This is a genomic window from Pseudomonas sp. Y24-6 (assembly GCF_020295325.1).
Taxonomy (GTDB): domain Bacteria; phylum Pseudomonadota; class Gammaproteobacteria; order Pseudomonadales; family Pseudomonadaceae; genus Aquipseudomonas; species Aquipseudomonas gregormendelii.
The window spans coordinates 158,788-175,799 of sequence record NZ_JACBXG010000009.1; the positions used below are offsets into that span (position 1 = coordinate 158,788).

Consider the following 17,012-nt stretch of genomic DNA (forward strand, 5'->3'; position numbering starts at 1 on the left):
TATTGGCAGGTTTGTCAAAGGTGCACAGTGTAGACGACATTATGCTTATCTCTCTTGCCATAGAGCAGCCCGATTTGCCTGCAATTGATGCAGGCGAACTGCACATGATGGCATGGCTGCACGCAAATCCGGCTGAGGCAGTAATCAGTGCAATTTCGACTGCAGATCGAGCAGCGGTTCGTGCAACTCATGTGCTCAAATTGGTGGATCGAGTAGTCTCCCTTCAGCTCCTAGCCGATACAGCTGGAGTAGGAGTCAGGCAACTTCAAAACCTACAGCACCATTTCAGCGAGGATTGGCTTAGAACAGTTCGCACTCAGCTGAAAATGGGTATTTTATAAAAAACGTGTATCTTAACCATGGATTGGACATACAAACTGCGAACAGCAGGCAAGTAAAGGCTTGCAGAACCAACGTATTTTCTGCGTACCACTTATGCACCACCACGCCAGGAATGTTTACGTTACCCGATCAGCCATCTAGCCCTGGCTCTTCACTAAATTCGACGCAGACGGAGATTATTTATTAAATACCAATCACACCGGGAATAGGCTCGAACCAGTTGGCCTTCGTTTCGTGGAGTACTTCGATTAGCTCCACAGCCTTGCAGCTGTATTGTGGTTTAAGGGTGAATGTCATTGGGAAATTAGGTCTGATATTCCCGCTCAATGGATGTATGACGATCCTCACAAACTTACCTACGCCCCCTATTTCGTGAGATTGCTGTGGTAACGCTTGAATTCCAGGGGCCCCCTCTATCCAAGCAAATACCTCGTCAAGTCCATTTCTTACCAGAAACATGAATTTTGGATTTGATTCCTGGAGGAGCGACGCTTTGACAGTAATTTTTAGCTCCGTTTCTGGATCTCCTGTCACTGTATAAGTCAGATTTGAGAAGGCGGTATGTTTAGGTGTGAATTCGGCTTTGCCTTCGATCCTGTCTTTGATCTGCTGGATAGTGGCTTCAATACCGTTCCTATGCATGTCGACATAGGCTTTGTGCATCACGATTGCTGGCAACGCAACGCCATCCACTCGTACAGGGATGAAAGTAACATTGCCTTTAGCAGCCTGGTATAGAGCACTCTGCCATTCCAAATTGACCATTCCGCTTTTCAGGCTGTTTTCGGTGATGAAAAATAAAAAGAAGTCTGGGGATGTAAGGCCATCATTCATTTTGCCGATGATGCTGTCCCCTGGCTGAATAGACCAATCATCATAAAAAACCGAATCCTGGCCAAAAATCTTCATCAGTTCAACAGCGACGGGTTCCACAACCGGTTTGTCTTGATAGTTGTGGCTCAAAAATATGGTAGGCATGGTACAACTCCCTATGTAGAAATCCGATTCTACACAGGGTTGCTGGCCAGTTCTGCTTCTATCGTGAACATCATGAAGGATAGGGATTCGAACCCTTTCTTGCGTGTTCGTAGGCCGCCATAGGCCCGCAAACGTGCGGGGGGTGGGCGTCGCCATCTGGTGGCTTGTCGCGGTCTATACCGGTCCTATATCTGCCCTAATTTTGCCCTAATCCTAAGCATGCACTTGGTCCTGCAGCGCGCAAGGTTGGCTAGGATGACGAGTCCGATGATGGATTGGGCGTAGCCATCGAGTTCAGCCCCGGCGCGCCTAGGCCTTCCCGGTTTATCGCTCCTTCTTGTAGCAACTTTTAAGCAGGCGGTAAGACAGGCCTGTCATGGGCACTACCGGTCTCATTAGACCACTACACGTAGAGCGTCGCCCTTGCTCGGGAAGATCCTGCGGCACGTCACCCACTCATCATTCGACAGCTACGCTGAACTCTTCACGGAGGATTCGCGATTGCCAAACTCAGACCTGCTCCCTTCCCTTCAATATAAAATCAACGAGAACCAGCTCGCCCTGGAAGCATCCATCATGGAGCTGACGCTATTGGTTGAGCAGCGCTGCTCAGCAGACGTCGCCGGTAATCTCCGCGGCGCCCTGCACACCATTGATAAAAACGAAAAGTTCATCAAGATGACGCTTGCGGTCTTGATGACTCCGGACTGAATCCAATCGGCCAGAAGGAGCCTGTCTGTTTTTGGGGCCTGTCATTTAGGTTAGCTGGGCTGAAAGTCTAGCGATTTCTGCAGAGCGAATATAATTATTGCGTTTAGTCATCACCCCAAGGGCAACGGGAGCATCACTTCCCCCTGCGTTTGCCATGTCCATGAGCTGTCTTTGATTCAGAGACAGTGCTCTGAAATATATTTTCGCCAAGTCGTGAACTGATATATTTGCAAGTCCAGTGTATAAAGTGTGACCCACGGGATATTTCAGATTTATTTCACTCCAGAACTCCGAGTTATCATAGTAAGATTCAAATGCTTGATTAAATTCGATGTCTGAGTGAGCTAGGAATACCAAATACGTACAGAAGAAAAAATCCCATGTATTATTCGTGAAATACGAGTTGAATGTGCAAACCCTCTTAAGAATTGCTTCTAAATCTCGTATCTGATATTTAAAAGCCAATGACAGTGCTTTGAAGATAATCTGATGCGCGTTCAGTTTTTCACTGAAAATTGATGTCAATGCTGGCTCAACTTGATCATCGAATGCGAATGAAAACCTGCTATCAATGTGCTTTGTGAGAACTTTATAGTCGCCAAATGCAGGACATATTTCATCTTTAAGATGAGTAATTATCCAGTTATCCAACTGTGTATTGTCGAGCCTGAACGTTGAATCAAAAAACCTTTTAAGGTAGCGTCTAGATGCGAAACCTGAACCGTAAACAGCACAAATTGCGTGTGCGAGCTGTTCTGTATCAGTCGCAATTACAAATCTGCAACCTTCGATTGCAAAAAAATGCTTCACTCGCTCAAGAAGCTCTATTGCATATGTTGGGCGACAACGGTCTAACTCATCGATAAAAATATAAACTGGCTTTCCACCATTTTTGCTACTCACAATTTTAAATAACTCTGCCAAGGATTTTTGGAACTGATCAACGGCGCTTAATGCCTCCTGATTTTTCCCCAGTATTTTTTCTACAAATTTTTCTGCTGTTTCAGCTGTCGCTTCACCATCTAGAACACCTAGAAAATCCTCTCCTAGATATTTTTTTGCTGCCGCTTTCATCATCGACGGAGCAATAGCTAAAGCTAACTCTCCTGCACGCTTAGTAAATTCTCTAACTTTTTCCTCCACTAGTGGCTGGACTCCTCGATTTTCTGCGAGCTGTTCGCGAATTACAGACACCAGCGATAGGAGGGGATCGCCTAAAAAATCATTTTCCCACGCGTTAAAGTACACTACAGGTCGGCTATTCTCTTGCAGAAGCTGAAATCGCCAATTTTTCAAAAAATACGTTTTACCAGACCCCCACGGAGAGTCAATGTTAAGTACTCGGCAGATGTCCTGATCCAAGTAGTTTGATAGAAACTCTGCACGTCCTTTACGATCGAGAAGATCGTCGCTCCAAGCCATGTTAGTCATACCAACCTCTATCGTTTAAGTTTTTAATTGTTTTTTTGCCAGACCCAATAGCTTCTTAAATTATTCGATACTTACTTTCTCGAGTAGCTGTGGGACTGGGAGCTACCACACCCCGCAGCAGACGCCAATGAAATGGATATCGCTATTAACTTGACTGTCCTTACCAAGGTTCGCTCCTTTTTTCCTACCTATCAGTGTGGTCGTCTCGCTTAATGCTGAATCGGCTGAAAAACCACCCTACCCTGGTGGTATTTGGCGATCCAGATTCTGCCAGCTTGGCCTTTTCAGCTACCCGTAATGAGATTCCCTATGACAGTTGGGGCATAGGGCAATAGCGTTTTCCACGGTATCAAGTCCGCCATCGGCCAGCCGAACTCTGTGGTGGACCTCCAGGTAAGGCGTGCCGTTTGATTTTCTGGTGAAGGGTGCGGGTTGTACGCACACCTCGCACATGCCGGAGGCACGGTGAACCACGTCGCGCTTGCGCACGGTGCGATTCAGCATCAGCTATCGACGTACCGTTGCAAACCTCATTGCGGAGCGCATGAATTTTCGGAGTGTTCGCCACGGACAATTTCCTAGAATTCTTCGGCGGATGTGGGCTCATAGCGAGAAACTGAAAAAGTCGTACATTTGACTTTGACCCATTCCACTAAATGAACCTGCACAGTCATAACATCTACGCGAAGAGTATTTTCCCTAGGCCCAAAGCTCTCAGAATTCGCCATATACCCCCCCAAGTGATGATCACGGGCTAAATTATCTTCCGCTTCGTTCGCCGTCTGCTCGAAAACTGTGTAGTCGTATTCAAACCCTTCTTCACAGTCGAATCCGGACACCGCTGAAATCTTGGCACCTTCGGTGATTTTAAGTTTTTCGACTTTTGATGCTTTGTGGAATAGCACGACATTACGCCCTTCCTCTGCCTGAGCAGATTGGAAAATAATACCGTCTAGGGCAGGCTCATTTTCTGTGGCAAGGAAGTCAGCAATTGCTTGAGTAGCGAGATAATCCAAAGCTTGATCATCAGGCATAACCGCTCGGGTCATTCGCTTCCCAATGGTGCGCAAAAACGCAACCCGTTCTAGTTTGCCTTTAAAAGTAAGGTCAAAAATGCTTCCCGTGTCGTGCACATGCTCAAGTTTGGTCAGATCCAGAAGACGCAGGGGCCGAATCAAATTGAATTTAGCGACCGCTACACGGCTTCCTACAGGTGGGCGAACTTCGGCGATGGCCGCCTCTATGCTTGTCGCACCGTAGAACACCGAAATTCCCAGGGCATTCATCCGCCCAGCCATAGCTATACGCGTGGGTGGCGGCCCAAGTTCTTGGTCTGGTTTGCAGAGTGCATTCAGAAGCGGGGCCTCTGCCTGAAAGACACGAGCACGATATAGATGATCTAGGGGGAACATTGGACCGGCATCGACGACAAGCGGCAGGTTCTCAAACGTCTTAAGCGAGTCGATATTGCCGAATACTTCCCTGAGATGAGCAGCGGCATTTCGGCTGAAGAATCGCGCCTCGTTCTGGATTGCACGCTCAAAATTGCGCCAGTCTTCTTGCCACGCTTCATCCGTAGCGCCTTTCTCTTCGTAATGGCAACCAGCTGAGAATTCAGTCTCGCCGTCACTATCGAATGAATCAGGGTCTGCATATTTGTCGTCCAGTATTGTCTGTAGATTTTCTGCTATTTCTACGTCGATGTCCGCCGCGTCTTGAAAAGCTTCTACAGTGGGCAGTCCCTCACGTTCCCACCAATAGTCGGACTCCCGATCAGCCATCATGTGTTCTTGAAAAAAATCTGGCTGATTGGGGGTTGCAGTGAAGTGATCGTTGAAAACGTCCTCAATCCTTTCTGCCAATTGCTCAAGCGTCCAAGTGGCGTCCGTCTGCTCACAGTAGTCGCATTTCCCCGAGATTCCGCTGGTCGCTACTACATTGGATAAATACGCTTCTCCAATACATTCATGGCAGATGCGTTTGGCGTTGAGCTCGGCTATATCGTCGGAATGCATTGCGTGTACCATCCGTGATCACAATTCCGTGGGGTTGGTCGGCATACCTCGGCGCTCTTCTCGTTGAAGGCTGACCAACGCATCCATTGGATCTGCAATTCTCATAATGTCATTTCCTCGATCATGGGGAGTCCTGCGTTTGGCAGCTAAGCCAGTCGACGCTCACGCTTCGACAGCTTCCCGAGCAAATACGCCGAGATAGTTCCCACGATCTCGATAGCGGCTTTAGCTTCCTCTGATGAAAGAGTGGGCACCCAAGGCCTCCCATGGCCCGAACCCTGCTTGTTGCGAACTCGGTTGACGCCGAGAGCTGCGGTGAACAGGCCGCGCTCCATCGACTTAATCGCAGGTTCACCAGGCTGCTCCGGAATCTCTGGCACGGCTAACTGAAGTGCTATGAAGGCCATTCCCAAAAGGCCCTGAAAGTTCGCTTTTTCTGGGTAACTTCCTTTAAGAGTAATAAGTACGTGGGCTGCGGTGGCCTCTAACAAATCTTTTCCAGTACCCGCTATGAGCGCCGCATCCTCAGCGCCTCTCTGGGCTCGACGGGTATAGGCCCACAAAGCATCGGTCAATTCCGCTCCGGCAAGCGCACTCAAGACTTGGGGAGATACCGTCCCATCATCCGCTAGATTGAAGCCCTCTGCGTTGAAAGCGTCCTTGGCGTTATCGACGGCCTCACGGCCCACGTAGTTCGTAGAAGTTTCGCGGAAACCGCCACAAGCCCGGACTTTAGCTAGGAGCCCACCAACTAAGCGAGAACCCGCCTCAGGATGTAGTTCCATCGCACTGTAGAGCACCGCTCGAACTCGCTTCGCTTTGCCAATGGTCTGCCCTTGCTGCTTTGGATCATGCATAGAAAGACCAGCGGTGTTCACTTGAAACTCGATATCGGCATGAGATGGCTCCCGATAATTGCCATTATTTCCAGAGTCGTCTATGAGCTGAGCCAACGCATGGACGATCGTATCTGTAAGCGGGATGGTATTCATAAGCCTCTCACTAACTTTTCCGTGACCTTTGGCAAGCTATTATGCGAGTGCTGCCCGGGAGCCCTAAACTTGACTGCTAGTGGTGCTCAAAGCGGCAACACCCAAGCTGCGGGACTGAGTGGAAGCTTAACTTTCGCGCTCAAGGGATCTTTGTTTTTCCGGCTCCACTGGGCACGGATAAGCGGTGAGCATGAACTTAAAAACACTAAGCGTGCTCGGTTGAGCTTTGAGCTCTCGGGCCATATTCGTTTTCGACCAGTCGAGGAATCTCGTTATCACGGCTTTGTGCGTGACCATATGTGGTATGCAGATTGGACCATTCTTATCAGTCCTCAGCGTTTTGTAGGCATCCATATAGCCCCAAGAGTCACGCCAGGTTTTGAACTGGACTATGCACATCAGCATAAGCGCGAGATCGCCTTCAGTGGCTTTCTCCTGGGGGATGTTGATTCCGGAACACGTATCCAAAAGCCCTTGCCCTGTGGACCAATCGAATCCACTGACGGGGTTGGCGAAGGCCGAAAATGCTGCGCATGTAAACCCTAGGGGGGCCAAGGCCCCGAAGACTCGAAATCCTCTCATCTCAACCTCTGCATATCCCACGAAGATCGAACCATTGCTACAGTTCTAGACGTTTCACGACGACTTCGCATGGATGACGTGCGGAGTTTTTTCCTCGGACTCGTTGCTGCATTGGTAAAGCGTTCATAAGTCCCCGACCAGCTTGATTGGGCAATGAACGCTTTCCCGTGCAGCCCCGAAAGGCTGGCCTGAATTTCTTAAGCAGTTGTGAGTAAAAACTCACCATGGAAAGGGAGCGACTCGAGGGTTGGATCATTTTCGAAAAGCTCTTCCCAGGCCCGGCAAATCTTGAAGAAAAACATGAGCAGGTCGATGTCCTCGCCGCTTGAACGTACGATGCTAAAAGCTTGCCGTTCTTTTTCTAGCCCTTTGATTACACCATTTGGACCTAGCGCGGACAATTTCTGATTGCCAACACCGACCGAAACTGACTTCACCACCAGGTGCTTCGAGGCGTTAGCGATATCGGCACATTCACCAAACAGACCATCAGCCTTTGCCCTCCAAGCACTATGAAAAGCCACATCACCTTTTTCGCCCTTCGATTGCAAGATCCAGTCCCGTAACGAGGAATTGGTTACACAGAAATTGAAAAGGTGATCTCCCATCTCTTCCAAGGTGCTTGCATTCCAGGCTCGGCCAGCTTCTCGGAATAGCTTCAAGGCGATATCGCGAGGGCACTGAAATACGGGGATTACAGGACTGATTGTCATTTTCTTACCTTGGTTGTGCGGGAGCGAAATAGGCGCGTATCTACGTCCTCAGCCCCGGTTTTTTCAGGGCCGGGCTTGAGTGCAGCGGGGTATTTTCCCCAAAACTCATTAGGAGTACTTCGTTCGCTTCGCCTTATTGAAGGGCCATGGCCAAGGACTGGCTTCCAGCTTCGCTCGATCCCAGTCATGCTTAAGTAGCAAAGCAATACGCTTTGAAAACTCGGCAAGCTCAGTCTTTGACTCTGCAAGGCCATTCAGTCTGCAAATACTGGCAAGAATGCCATTATCTTCAGAGTCGAGCGGATTGAGCATGTGTTCAAACGTTAGGTGCAGTTCGGAAAGCTTTGGAGCGTTGTTAGCTACTGATGCCCTGTGTACCTCTAGCGCATTGAGTCGAATCTTGTCCCGCCACTTTGCCCGCTCTTGGGTGACGTTCTCTATCTCAATCTTTCTTTCCGAAGACCGTAAGGTCACGAGGGCGGCCACCATCGCCGACACTACGGCGGAGGACAAAAGCTCAGTGAATGTCATGTCATTTCCATATCATCGCTGGCAAGCGGAAAGAGTTACCGATGTCACTATGCCAGTGCGCGCTCGGAAGCGCGACGGATACCGGTACAAGAACAGTACCTGGTGCCCGATCCAAAACGGAAAGGACGAACCTGGCGCCGCTTCGAAAACAACCTGCGGTCCATGGGCTACGACCTGATGTACGGCAAACTCAAAGCCTGTGACTTTGGCGCCGCCACGACCCGCCAGCGCTTGTTCCTGATTGCTCGCCGTGACGGTCAGCCACTGCGCTGGCCGGAACCGACGCACTTCAAAAGTCCAGCCAAGGGACAGTCAGCCTATCGCACCGCCGCCAGCTGTATCGATTGGTCTCTTCCATGCCCGAGCATTTTCCTCACCAAGGAAGAAGGCCGCGCTGCAGGTGTGAAACGACCACTGGTGAGCAACACCATGGAGCGCCTGCGCAAGGGTGCCAAGCGCTATGTCCTCGAACACAAGAACCCGTTCATTGTCAGCGTCAACCACACCGGCAACGACCTGGCGCGATGCCAGTCCGTGGAAGATCCGGCGAAGACCATAATCGGTGCGCAGGGGTTCGCCCTTGTCACGCCGCAACTCGCGCCCTTCATCACCGAACACGCCAACGGCAGCAGCCAGCGCAACATGCCAGGGGATGATCCTCTACGCACCATCTGCAGTGGCGTTAAGGGTGGGCACTACGCTTTGGCCGTGGCCTATGTCGCGCAGTACAACGGCGGATACAACGTGACGCCTGGGCATCACCCGGTTAAACCGCTTACTGCGATCACCACCACTGGCAGCCAGCAGCAGATCGTCACTGCGCACCTGTCGACGCTTCGCAGGAACTGCATCGGCCGGGCCATGGACGAACTGGTACCGACCATTACGGCCGGCGCTGAACACCATGCTCTGGTCGAGTACAAGCTCGCGCCAGAGGTCGAGGCCGGCGCCATGCGTGTTGCGGCATTCCTGATGGGCTACTACGGCAGCGACAACACTTACGACCTGCGCGACCCAGCCGCAACCATCACAACACGGGTTCGCCTGGCCCTTGTCACTGTGACGATCCAGGGCACGCCCTTCGTGATCGTCGATATCGGCATGCGGATGCTCACTCCACGCGAGCTGTACCGCGCCCAGGGCTTCCCCGACAACTACGTGATTGATCGTGGACATGATGGCCGGAAATTCAGCAATAAGACGCAGGTGCTTATGGTGGGTAACTCGGTGTCGCCGTGGCCGATGATGGCGCTGATCAGTGCCAACAACGACGTAGATGAGCGCGAACTTATGGGAGAAGCAGCATGAGCCTACCTCGCTGGGTAATGATCAGCCGCGCCTCAGAACTTACTGGTTACAGCGAAGACGCCATTCGCCACAAAGTGAAAAACGGCACCTGGGCCCAAGGCCGCATCTGGCGCAAGACGCCGGACGGCCGCATTGCAATCAACATGACGGAGTATGACAAGTGGGCCGAGAGCGCACCTCAGGAAGCTGCCTAGAAACCGAACTGGCAAAGCACAAGGGGATTGAGATACACGGCGGCAACCTGCTCGTCGTCTTCATGTGGCGGCGTATGCGCTGCCGCGAATCCCTCGGCCTTCCGATCTCCAAAGCCAATATCAAACACGCCGCCCTCTTAAGGGCGGCAATTCTTCACGAGATCAAAACCGGTAACTTTGAGTATGGGCGGCACTTTCCTAACTCAAAGCACGCGACCAATTACAGCAGTGCCAAGGACGAAAGGCTTGGGGCATTGCTGGAGCGGTACAAGCCGTTGAAGGCTGTCGACATCACGCCGATGACCGAGGAGAAGTACGGCTATGCCTTGGACATCTGCACTGCCTTGGTTGGAATTGATCGTCTCGCCGGAGTTTTGTTGCCCGAAGACATTCAGTTGCTGAGGACGTTGCTGATTGCAGATCGAGCGCCGTCGACCGTCAATCATTACCTGGCAACGTTCGCCGGTTTCCTTGGCTGGTGCGAGACCAATGGATACTGCCGCAAGGGATTATCAGAAGCGTGCAACCGGTTCGCAATGCAAGGTCAAGAGCCGGATCCGCTTACTCGTGATGAGTTTAAGCTGCTGGTCGATAAAGGATGCCTTCACCCCCAGGACTCTGCTGCGATTACTTTGGCCGTGTATACCGGGCTTCGACCAGGTGAGCTATGTGCGCTGGCTGTTGAAGACATCGATCTGGACGCAGGGCAGATCAACATCACCCGCGCCATAACCGCTAACGGAACGTTCAAGGTCCCTAAGACAGGGAAGCCGCGCTCAGTGCTTTTAATGCCCCCTGCAGTCGAAGCCTGCCGGGTTCTAATATCACTGGTTGAAGGTCACCCCAAGAGGGCTATTGAAATTTTCCAAAACAGGCACGAAAGCAGGCAGAATAACGTCACGCCACTGCTCTCTCCGGCAACTCAGGCACGCAAGAAAATAATCAACTTCTGGTATGTCCCCACCGCTTGGAACACAAAATGGGCAGCTATCCAGAAACGCTCGGGTATTCGTACGCGCAGGCCATACCAAACCCGACACACTTACGCCTGCTGGTGCCTGACCGCTCGTGGAAACCTTGCGTTCATTGCAAAACAGATGGGCCATAAAGACTTCTCAATGCTGGTAGAAGTCTATGCCAAGTGGATGGACGACGAGTCACCGGCAGAACTTAACAACATCTGGCAAAATATAATGTCCCGACATAACAGTTGAACAAACACTCAGGGCGAGATCATCGCCCTGCACTGCTAAATCAATGAGTCATTCAGCATCTGAGATATTTTTCGGGAACAATAGCGCTGCTTCATACGCAAAGTTTTCCGCCTGGAATTTAAATTCGCCAAATGCCCCTTCTGTACTTCTACCACGGCAGGAGATGAAACCACCTCCGCCTCCGCCACCTTCTTGCGGACATTCAAGATCATCGAATCTAGCTGCTGAATCGTAGCATCAATAGATTCTTCTATACGCTGATAATATTTAATATCATAACGCCGCGACGATGGGAGTTCGATATCGCCATCCTCAGTGACATCACCCAACAATGATGTTTCTTGCGCAGCCTCCCTTGCAGCAAGCTCCCCTTCGTTTACGAAAGCATCTCGAACTTCATCTACAGCCGCGGGCGATGTATTTTGATGGCGATAGTCATTAGCAAATTTAAGAAAGCTGTGAGTCGAGTAAATATAAAAATCCTTACCCGTAACCGATGAAAACTCTTCCATCAACTCAGGCAAAGGCCCAATGGTCTTACCACCACAGACTGACCACCAGTCCTCTTTTCTCTCTCCCGTTACCAAAATAACAGATGAGGATGCGTCCTTAGCTTTATCCAAGATCTGTTTCCAGAAAATCAAATCACCATAACGTTTATTGATCTCTCTTAGTAACTGTGAACCTTTGTGCTTATCTCGGTCCTCAAATCCAGGAGGTATTTTTTGCGAGTACCTCACCTCACCTTCTATCGCCAGTGCAGCCAACTCAGAAGCCGTGTATGGGGGACCAACCTTACCGTCTAGCAATTCAGAAAGTCGCCGTTTGACATCATCATCAGTAATCCTGCCAACATGTAGATCACGGCGAACTCGCAAATCAGCGAGCACAAGCTCCGTCGACTGACAAAACCCCTCATAAATTTCTTTCGAAACAAATGGCGCTCGATTTGGAATATCTATTTCAGACTTCAAGTCTTCGAGCTTCGATATAGCAGAGTCATACAACTTAGATTGATCATGAACAATTTTTGCACGATTATCCAAGTATTCAAACATAACCTGATACGGAATCCAAAGACTATCCTCTAAAGACTCAATCACCCTATAAAGGGCATCTCTTGTTTCATCCGAATACTTATACAATCCTGTTAAAACATTCGTATCGAAAACAAAAATACATTCAGACCATAGCTTTGTGATTTTTTCCGGTTCATTTGCAAAATGGTTTGGAAACAACGTCTTCATGAATTGCTCCATCAATTACATCGGAATGCCTAGCGAGCGTGCCACATAAGAATTCGCCCATCCTAGCCTATGGCCGGGCTAAACAGAAAACCACTGGCCATGTTACCCTCAACCTACAAATTTGCTCAGCAACCAATGAGAGCTTGAGCGCTTTGCAAAAGCCCCATTTTTGCCCCAGCCATTTTACAGATAGCACCTAACCAACTGATGAATAAAGCAATTTCCGATCTGTCCTCCCACACGCCAATGATGCAGCAGTACTGGCGCCTGAAAAACCAGCACCCCGACCAGCTGATGTTCTACCGCATGGGCGACTTCTACGAGATCTTCTATGAAGATGCGAAGAAAGCCGCCAAGTTGCTGGACATCACCCTGACCGCGCGCGGGCAGTCTGCAGGACAAGCGATCCCCATGTGCGGGATTCCTTACCACGCGGCGGAAGGTTACCTGGCGAAACTGGTAAAACTTGGCGAGTCGGTGGTGATCTGTGAGCAGGTCGGCGACCCGGCCACCAGCAAAGGGCCCGTGGATCGCCAGGTGGTGCGGATCATCACGCCGGGTACGGTCAGCGACGAAGCGTTGCTGGATGAGCGCCGCGACAACCTGATTGCCGCGGTGCTGGGAGACGAGCGCCTGTTTGGCCTGGCCGTGCTGGATATCACCAGCGGCAACTTCACCGTGCTGGAAATCAAGGGCTGGGAAAACCTGCTGGCGGAGCTGGAGCGCGTCAATCCGGTGGAGCTGATGATCCCGGACGACTGGCCAAAGGACCTGCCCGCAGAGAAGCGCCGCGGGGTTCGTCGTCGCGCGCCGTGGGATTTCGAGCGTGATTCGGCGTTTAAAAGCCTGTGCCAGCAGTTCTCCACCCAGGACCTGAAAGGGTTCGGTTGCGAAAACCTGACCCTGGCGATCGGCGCTGCCGGCTGCCTGTTGAGCTACGCCAAGGAAACCCAGCGCACCGCCCTGCCGCACTTGCGCAGCCTGCGACACGAGCGCCTCGACGACACGGTTGTGCTGGATGGTGCAAGCCGACGCAACCTGGAACTGGACACCAACCTTGCCGGTGGCCGCGACAATACCCTGCAATCGGTGGTTGACCGCTGCCAGACCGCCATGGGCAGCCGTCTGCTAACGCGCTGGCTAAACCGTCCGCTTCGCGATCTCAAGGTGCTGTTGGCACGCCAGATGTCCATCACCTGCCTGCTAGATGCCTATCGATTCGAACAGCTGCAACCGCAGCTCAAGGAGATTGGCGACATCGAGCGGATTCTGGCGCGGATCGGCCTGCGCAACGCCCGCCCCCGCGACCTCGCCCGGCTGCGTGACGCGCTCGGTGCGCTGCCGCAACTGCAGGTGGCGATGGCTGAACTGGAAGCGCCACACCTCATTCAACTGGCCGCGACCACCAGCACCTACCCGGAACTGGCCGCGTTGCTGGAAAAGGCCATCATCGACAACCCGCCGGCGGTTATCCGTGACGGCGGCGTGTTGAAAACCGGCTATGACAGCGAACTTGATGACCTGCAATCCCTGAGCGAGAACGCCGGGCAATTCCTGATCGATCTGGAAGCGCGGGAAAAAGCCCGTACCGGCCTGTCGCACTTGAAAGTGGGTTACAACCGCATTCATGGGTATTTCATCGAACTGCCGAGCAAGCAGGCTGAGTCGGCGCCAGCGGATTACATTCGGCGCCAGACCCTCAAGGGTGCCGAGCGCTTCATCACTCCGGAACTCAAGGCTTTCGAAGACAAGGCGCTGTCGGCCAAGAGCCGCGCGCTGGCCCGCGAGAAGATGCTGTACGAAGCATTGCTCGAAGACCTGATATCAAAGCTGCCGCCACTGCAGGACACCGCTGCGGCGTTGGCCGAACTGGACGTGCTGAGTAACCTCGCCGAACGTGCGCTGAACCTGGACCTGAACTGCCCGCGCTTCGTCGAAGAGCCGTGCATGCGCATCAGCCAGGGTCGCCATCCAGTGGTCGAGCAAGTGCTGACCACCCCGTTTGTGGCCAACGACCTGAGCCTGGACGACAACACCCGCATGCTGGTGATCACCGGTCCGAACATGGGCGGTAAATCCACCTACATGCGCCAGACCGCCTTGATCGTGCTGCTGGCGCATATTGGCAGTTTTGTTCCGGCAGCCAGTTGTGAGCTGTCGCTGGTCGACCGCATCTTCACGCGGATCGGCTCCAGCGATGACTTGGCTGGCGGGCGTTCGACCTTCATGGTTGAAATGAGCGAAACGGCGAATATCCTGCACAACGCCACCGAGCGCAGCCTGGTACTGATGGACGAAGTCGGACGCGGCACCAGTACGTTCGATGGCTTGTCCCTGGCCTGGGCAGCGGCGGAGCGCCTGGCGTTCCTGCGCGCCTACACCCTGTTCGCTACACACTACTTCGAACTGACGGTATTGCCCGAGGCACAGCCCCTGGTCGCCAACGTGCACCTCAACGCCACCGAACATAACGAACGCATCGTGTTCCTGCACCACGTCCTGCCGGGGCCTGCCAGCCAGAGTTATGGCCTGGCCGTGGCACAGTTGGCCGGCGTACCTGGCGAGGTGATTCTGCGTGCCCGCGAGCACCTTGGCCGACTGGAGGCCACCGCCTTGCCGCACGAGGCGCCCAAGCCGGTCAAAGGTAAAAACCGCGCGCCGCAGCAGAGCGACATGTTCGCCAGTCTCCCTCACCCGGTGCTGGATGAACTGGCTAAACTCGACCTGGATGACCTCACGCCACGCAAGGCGCTCGAAATGCTCTATGCACTGAAGACACGGATCTAACGCACTTGCTTGCAAGCTGTTAGAATCTCGCGCGGTTTGGGATGCTGCAGGCTACAGCCAGGCCTGCAGACTATCGCTCCCAAACCTGGCGACCCCAACGTGAAGGGGCTCCGCTGCCGCCGCCTGAGGAGAAAATTAGAAATGACCTTCGTCGTCACCGACAACTGCATCAAGTGCAAGTACACCGACTGCGTAGAAGTCTGTCCGGTGGACTGCTTTTACGAAGGCCCGAACTTCCTGGTGATTCACCCGGATGAGTGCATCGACTGCGCGCTGTGTGAACCAGAATGCCCTGCTGTGGCCATCTTCTCCGAAGATGAAGTCCCGGCCGGCATGGAAAACTTCATCCAGCTGAACATGGAGCTGGCCGAAGTATGGCCAAACATCACCGAACGCAAGGATCCACTACCGGATTCTGCGGCATGGGATGGCAAGACAGGCAAGCTCGAACACCTCGAACGCTGATCTGATCGCGTTCCCGAAAAGGCCCGTTACGGGCCTTTTTTTTAGATCAAAAGATCCAGCTTTTCTACAGGCAAAAAAAAGGGGCGGTTTGACCCGCCCACATTTTTTCCCTAGTCCCTGTTTTCCTTTTCATCATCCTGATGAATCGCATCCTGCGATGTCCTTCCCCTCATCCTGAGGGGCGTGTCTATCCGTCGACACAACCCCGATACTAGACTTTCCCCGGCCACGGGCAACGCCTCTAAAATGCCAAATCGGATAAATAGCCAGCTTTGAATATGAAAATTATTCCTCTAAAATCAAAGGCTTAGTTAAAATATTGGTTGAACACAGCCAACTGTCTACTTGTAAAAATAACGAACACTTACAACAGAGTAAGCAAATACTTACGCCCGCTGACTGCAAAACCGAGCCCCCGCCGACTCAAATCCCAGCCAACAAAAAACCCCGAACCAGTCGGGGCTTTTCGCTGCCTGCCTGCAACACGCTTATTGGAACAGCGACTCGCTCGACAAACCGTTCTTCTCCAGGATCTCCCGAAGACGCTTGAGACCTTCAACCTGTATCTGCCTGACCCGCTCACGGGTGAGACCAATTTCCAGGCCCACATCTTCCAGCGTGCTGCTCTCGTGACCGCGCAGGCCGAAGCGGCGAATCACCACCTCGCGTTGCTTGTCGGTCAGCTCAGACAGCCACTGATCAATGCTCTGGGAAAGGTCGTCGTCCTGCAGCAGTTCACAGGGATCGGTTGGACGGTCATCGGTAAGCGTGTCCAGCAGGGTTTTATCCGAATCCGGACCCAGCGAGACGTCGACCGAAGAAACCCGCTCGTTCAAGCCCAGCATGCGCTTGACCTCGCCCACCGGTTTTTCCAGCAGGTTGGCGATTTCTTCGGGTGAAGGTTCATGATCAAGTTTTTGAGTCAGTTCCCGGGCTGCCCGCAAGTAAACATTCAGCTCCTTGACCACATGAATCGGCAACCGGATGGTCCGGGTCTGGTTCATTATCGCGCGTTCGATGGTCTGACGAATCCACCAGGTGGCGTAGGTCGAAAAGCGGAAGCCGCGTTCAGGGTCGAACTTCTCTACCGCCCGAATGAGTCCGAGGTTGCCCTCTTCGATCAGGTCCAGCAGTGACAAGCCACGATTGACGTAGCGTCGGGCGATTTTCACCACCAGCCGCAGGTTGCTCTCAATCATGCGCTTGCGCCCAGCCGGATCCCCACTTTGCGACAATCTCGCAAAATGTACTTCTTCTTCGGGGGATAACAGAGGGGAAAAGCCGATTTCATTGAGGTACAGCTGCGTGGCATCGAGTGCACGCGTGTAGTCAATGTACTTGTGTTGCTTCAACGACGTGGAGTGTTTGGATTTTGTCCGAACGGAAGGTGTAGCCGCCCCTTCATCATTCGACATCGCATCCGCAACGACGTCGGTCTCCATCAGGAGAACCTCATCGTCGATGTCAAACTCCGGCACTTCTTTACTGAGAGCCATTGTTAT

The 17,012-nt window shown here is 52.4% G+C and carries 16 protein-coding genes; 7 read left to right on the plus strand and 9 right to left on the minus strand.

The annotated features are described in order from the left end of the window. The first annotated feature begins 41 nt into the window (after nt 1-41). A complete protein-coding gene (locus HYI44_RS18545; RefSeq protein WP_225570154.1) occupies nt 42-341 on the plus strand; it encodes a hypothetical protein in 300 nt (99 codons plus the stop codon). A 184-nt stretch (nt 342-525) separates the two neighbouring features. Here the strand turns inward: HYI44_RS18545 and HYI44_RS18550 are convergent, their stop codons facing one another. Then, the gene (locus HYI44_RS18550) at nt 526-1,320 is read right to left on the minus strand and encodes a toll/interleukin-1 receptor domain-containing protein (protein WP_225570155.1); all 795 of its coding nucleotides are present in this window, start codon (nt 1,318-1,320) and stop codon (nt 526-528) included. A gap of 501 nt (nt 1,321-1,821) precedes the next feature. Here HYI44_RS18550 and HYI44_RS18555 point away from each other — a divergent pair. Beyond that, nucleotides 1,822-2,031 carry a hypothetical protein gene (locus tag HYI44_RS18555; protein WP_225570198.1) on the plus strand — a complete coding sequence of 70 codons (210 nt, stop codon included), beginning with the start codon at nt 1,822-1,824 and terminating at the stop codon, nt 2,029-2,031. 45 nt (nt 2,032-2,076) lie between these two features. Here HYI44_RS18555 and HYI44_RS18560 read toward each other — a convergent pair whose 3' ends face one another. The 6 genes from HYI44_RS18560 to HYI44_RS18590 form a co-directional block, all read right to left on the minus strand. Next, complete coding sequence (locus HYI44_RS18560; protein ID WP_225570156.1) at nt 2,077-3,462, minus strand: P-loop NTPase fold protein; 1,386 nt, start codon at nt 3,460-3,462, stop codon at nt 2,077-2,079. Nucleotides 3,463-3,750: 288 nt separating this feature from the next. Beyond that, nucleotides 3,751-3,966 (minus strand): HNH endonuclease signature motif containing protein, encoded by a 216-nt coding sequence (locus HYI44_RS18565; protein ID WP_318653935.1) that lies wholly within the window; start codon nt 3,964-3,966, stop codon nt 3,751-3,753. A gap of 74 nt (nt 3,967-4,040) precedes the next feature. Continuing rightward, a complete protein-coding gene (locus HYI44_RS18570; RefSeq protein ID WP_225570157.1) occupies nt 4,041-5,477 on the minus strand; it encodes an RES domain-containing protein in 1,437 nt (478 codons plus the stop codon). Between the two features lie 146 nt (nt 5,478-5,623). Beyond that, nucleotides 5,624-6,469, minus strand: a complete 846-nt coding sequence (locus HYI44_RS18575; RefSeq protein ID WP_225570158.1) for an abortive infection family protein — start codon at nt 6,467-6,469, stop codon at nt 5,624-5,626. Nucleotides 6,470-7,248: 779 nt separating this feature from the next. After that, nucleotides 7,249-7,764: a hypothetical protein gene (locus tag HYI44_RS18585; RefSeq protein ID WP_225570160.1), complete on the minus strand. Its 516-nt coding sequence runs from the start codon at nt 7,762-7,764 to the stop codon at nt 7,249-7,251. 108 nt (nt 7,765-7,872) lie between these two features. Further along, complete coding sequence (locus HYI44_RS18590; protein WP_225570161.1) at nt 7,873-8,295, minus strand: hypothetical protein; 423 nt, start codon at nt 8,293-8,295, stop codon at nt 7,873-7,875. A gap of 102 nt (nt 8,296-8,397) precedes the next feature. Between HYI44_RS18590 and HYI44_RS18595 the strand changes: the two genes are divergently transcribed. The 3 genes from HYI44_RS18595 to HYI44_RS18605 are packed head-to-tail and all read left to right on the plus strand — an operon-like array spanning nt 8,398 to nt 11,011. After that, nucleotides 8,398-9,603, plus strand: coding sequence for a DNA cytosine methyltransferase (locus HYI44_RS18595; protein WP_225570162.1), 1,206 nt, complete (start codon nt 8,398-8,400; stop codon nt 9,601-9,603). Then, nucleotides 9,600-9,797, plus strand: coding sequence for a hypothetical protein (locus HYI44_RS18600; protein WP_042944248.1), 198 nt, complete (start codon nt 9,600-9,602; stop codon nt 9,795-9,797). Before HYI44_RS18595 ends, HYI44_RS18600 begins: the two co-directional genes overlap by 4 nt. Further along, nucleotides 9,764-11,011, plus strand: coding sequence for an Arm DNA-binding domain-containing protein (locus HYI44_RS18605; protein ID WP_225570163.1), 1,248 nt, complete (start codon nt 9,764-9,766; stop codon nt 11,009-11,011). The genes HYI44_RS18600 and HYI44_RS18605 overlap by 34 nt, the downstream gene beginning before the upstream one ends. Before the next feature lie 35 nt (nt 11,012-11,046). Here HYI44_RS18605 and HYI44_RS18610 read toward each other — a convergent pair whose 3' ends face one another. Beyond that, nucleotides 11,047-12,258 carry a PIN-like domain-containing protein gene (locus HYI44_RS18610; RefSeq protein ID WP_225570165.1) on the minus strand — a complete coding sequence of 404 codons (1,212 nt, stop codon included), beginning with the start codon at nt 12,256-12,258 and terminating at the stop codon, nt 11,047-11,049. Nucleotides 12,259-12,477: 219 nt separating this feature from the next. Here HYI44_RS18610 and mutS point away from each other — a divergent pair, with 219 nt between their 5' ends. Then, nucleotides 12,478-15,045, plus strand: a complete 2,568-nt coding sequence (gene mutS / locus HYI44_RS18615) for a DNA mismatch repair protein MutS (RefSeq protein ID WP_225570199.1) — start codon at nt 12,478-12,480, stop codon at nt 15,043-15,045. 141 nt (nt 15,046-15,186) lie between these two features. Continuing rightward, on the plus strand, nt 15,187-15,510 hold the full coding sequence (gene fdxA, locus HYI44_RS18620) for a ferredoxin FdxA (protein WP_045057548.1): 324 nt from the start codon (nt 15,187-15,189) through the stop codon (nt 15,508-15,510). A gap of 488 nt (nt 15,511-15,998) precedes the next feature. Here the strand turns inward: fdxA and rpoS are convergent, their stop codons facing one another. Next, entirely contained in the window at nt 15,999-17,006 is a 1,008-nt protein-coding gene (gene rpoS / locus HYI44_RS18625; RefSeq protein ID WP_045060152.1) for an RNA polymerase sigma factor RpoS, read from the minus strand. Nucleotides 17,007-17,012 lie beyond the last annotated feature (6 nt).

Coding starts and splice junctions, on each gene's coding strand:
- HYI44_RS18545 (WP_225570154.1), top strand. CDS start 42: ATGCTTATCTCTCTTGCCATAGAGCAGCCCGATTTGCCTGCAATTGAT.
- HYI44_RS18550 (WP_225570155.1), bottom strand. CDS start 1,320: ATGCCTACCATATTTTTGAGCCACAACTATCAAGACAAACCGGTTGTG.
- HYI44_RS18560 (WP_225570156.1), bottom strand. CDS start 3,462: ATGACTAACATGGCTTGGAGCGACGATCTTCTCGATCGTAAAGGACGT.
- HYI44_RS18565 (WP_318653935.1), bottom strand. CDS start 3,966: ATGCTGAATCGCACCGTGCGCAAGCGCGACGTGGTTCACCGTGCCTCC.
- HYI44_RS18570 (WP_225570157.1), bottom strand. CDS start 5,477: ATGCATTCCGACGATATAGCCGAGCTCAACGCCAAACGCATCTGCCAT.
- HYI44_RS18575 (WP_225570158.1), bottom strand. CDS start 6,469: ATGAATACCATCCCGCTTACAGATACGATCGTCCATGCGTTGGCTCAG.
- HYI44_RS18585 (WP_225570160.1), bottom strand. CDS start 7,764: ATGACAATCAGTCCTGTAATCCCCGTATTTCAGTGCCCTCGCGATATC.
- HYI44_RS18590 (WP_225570161.1), bottom strand. CDS start 8,295: ATGACATTCACTGAGCTTTTGTCCTCCGCCGTAGTGTCGGCGATGGTG.
- HYI44_RS18600 (WP_042944248.1), top strand. CDS start 9,600: ATGAGCCTACCTCGCTGGGTAATGATCAGCCGCGCCTCAGAACTTACT.
- HYI44_RS18610 (WP_225570165.1), bottom strand. CDS start 12,258: ATGAAGACGTTGTTTCCAAACCATTTTGCAAATGAACCGGAAAAAATC.
- fdxA (WP_045057548.1), top strand. CDS start 15,187: ATGACCTTCGTCGTCACCGACAACTGCATCAAGTGCAAGTACACCGAC.
- rpoS (WP_045060152.1), bottom strand. CDS start 17,006: ATGGCTCTCAGTAAAGAAGTGCCGGAGTTTGACATCGACGATGAGGTT.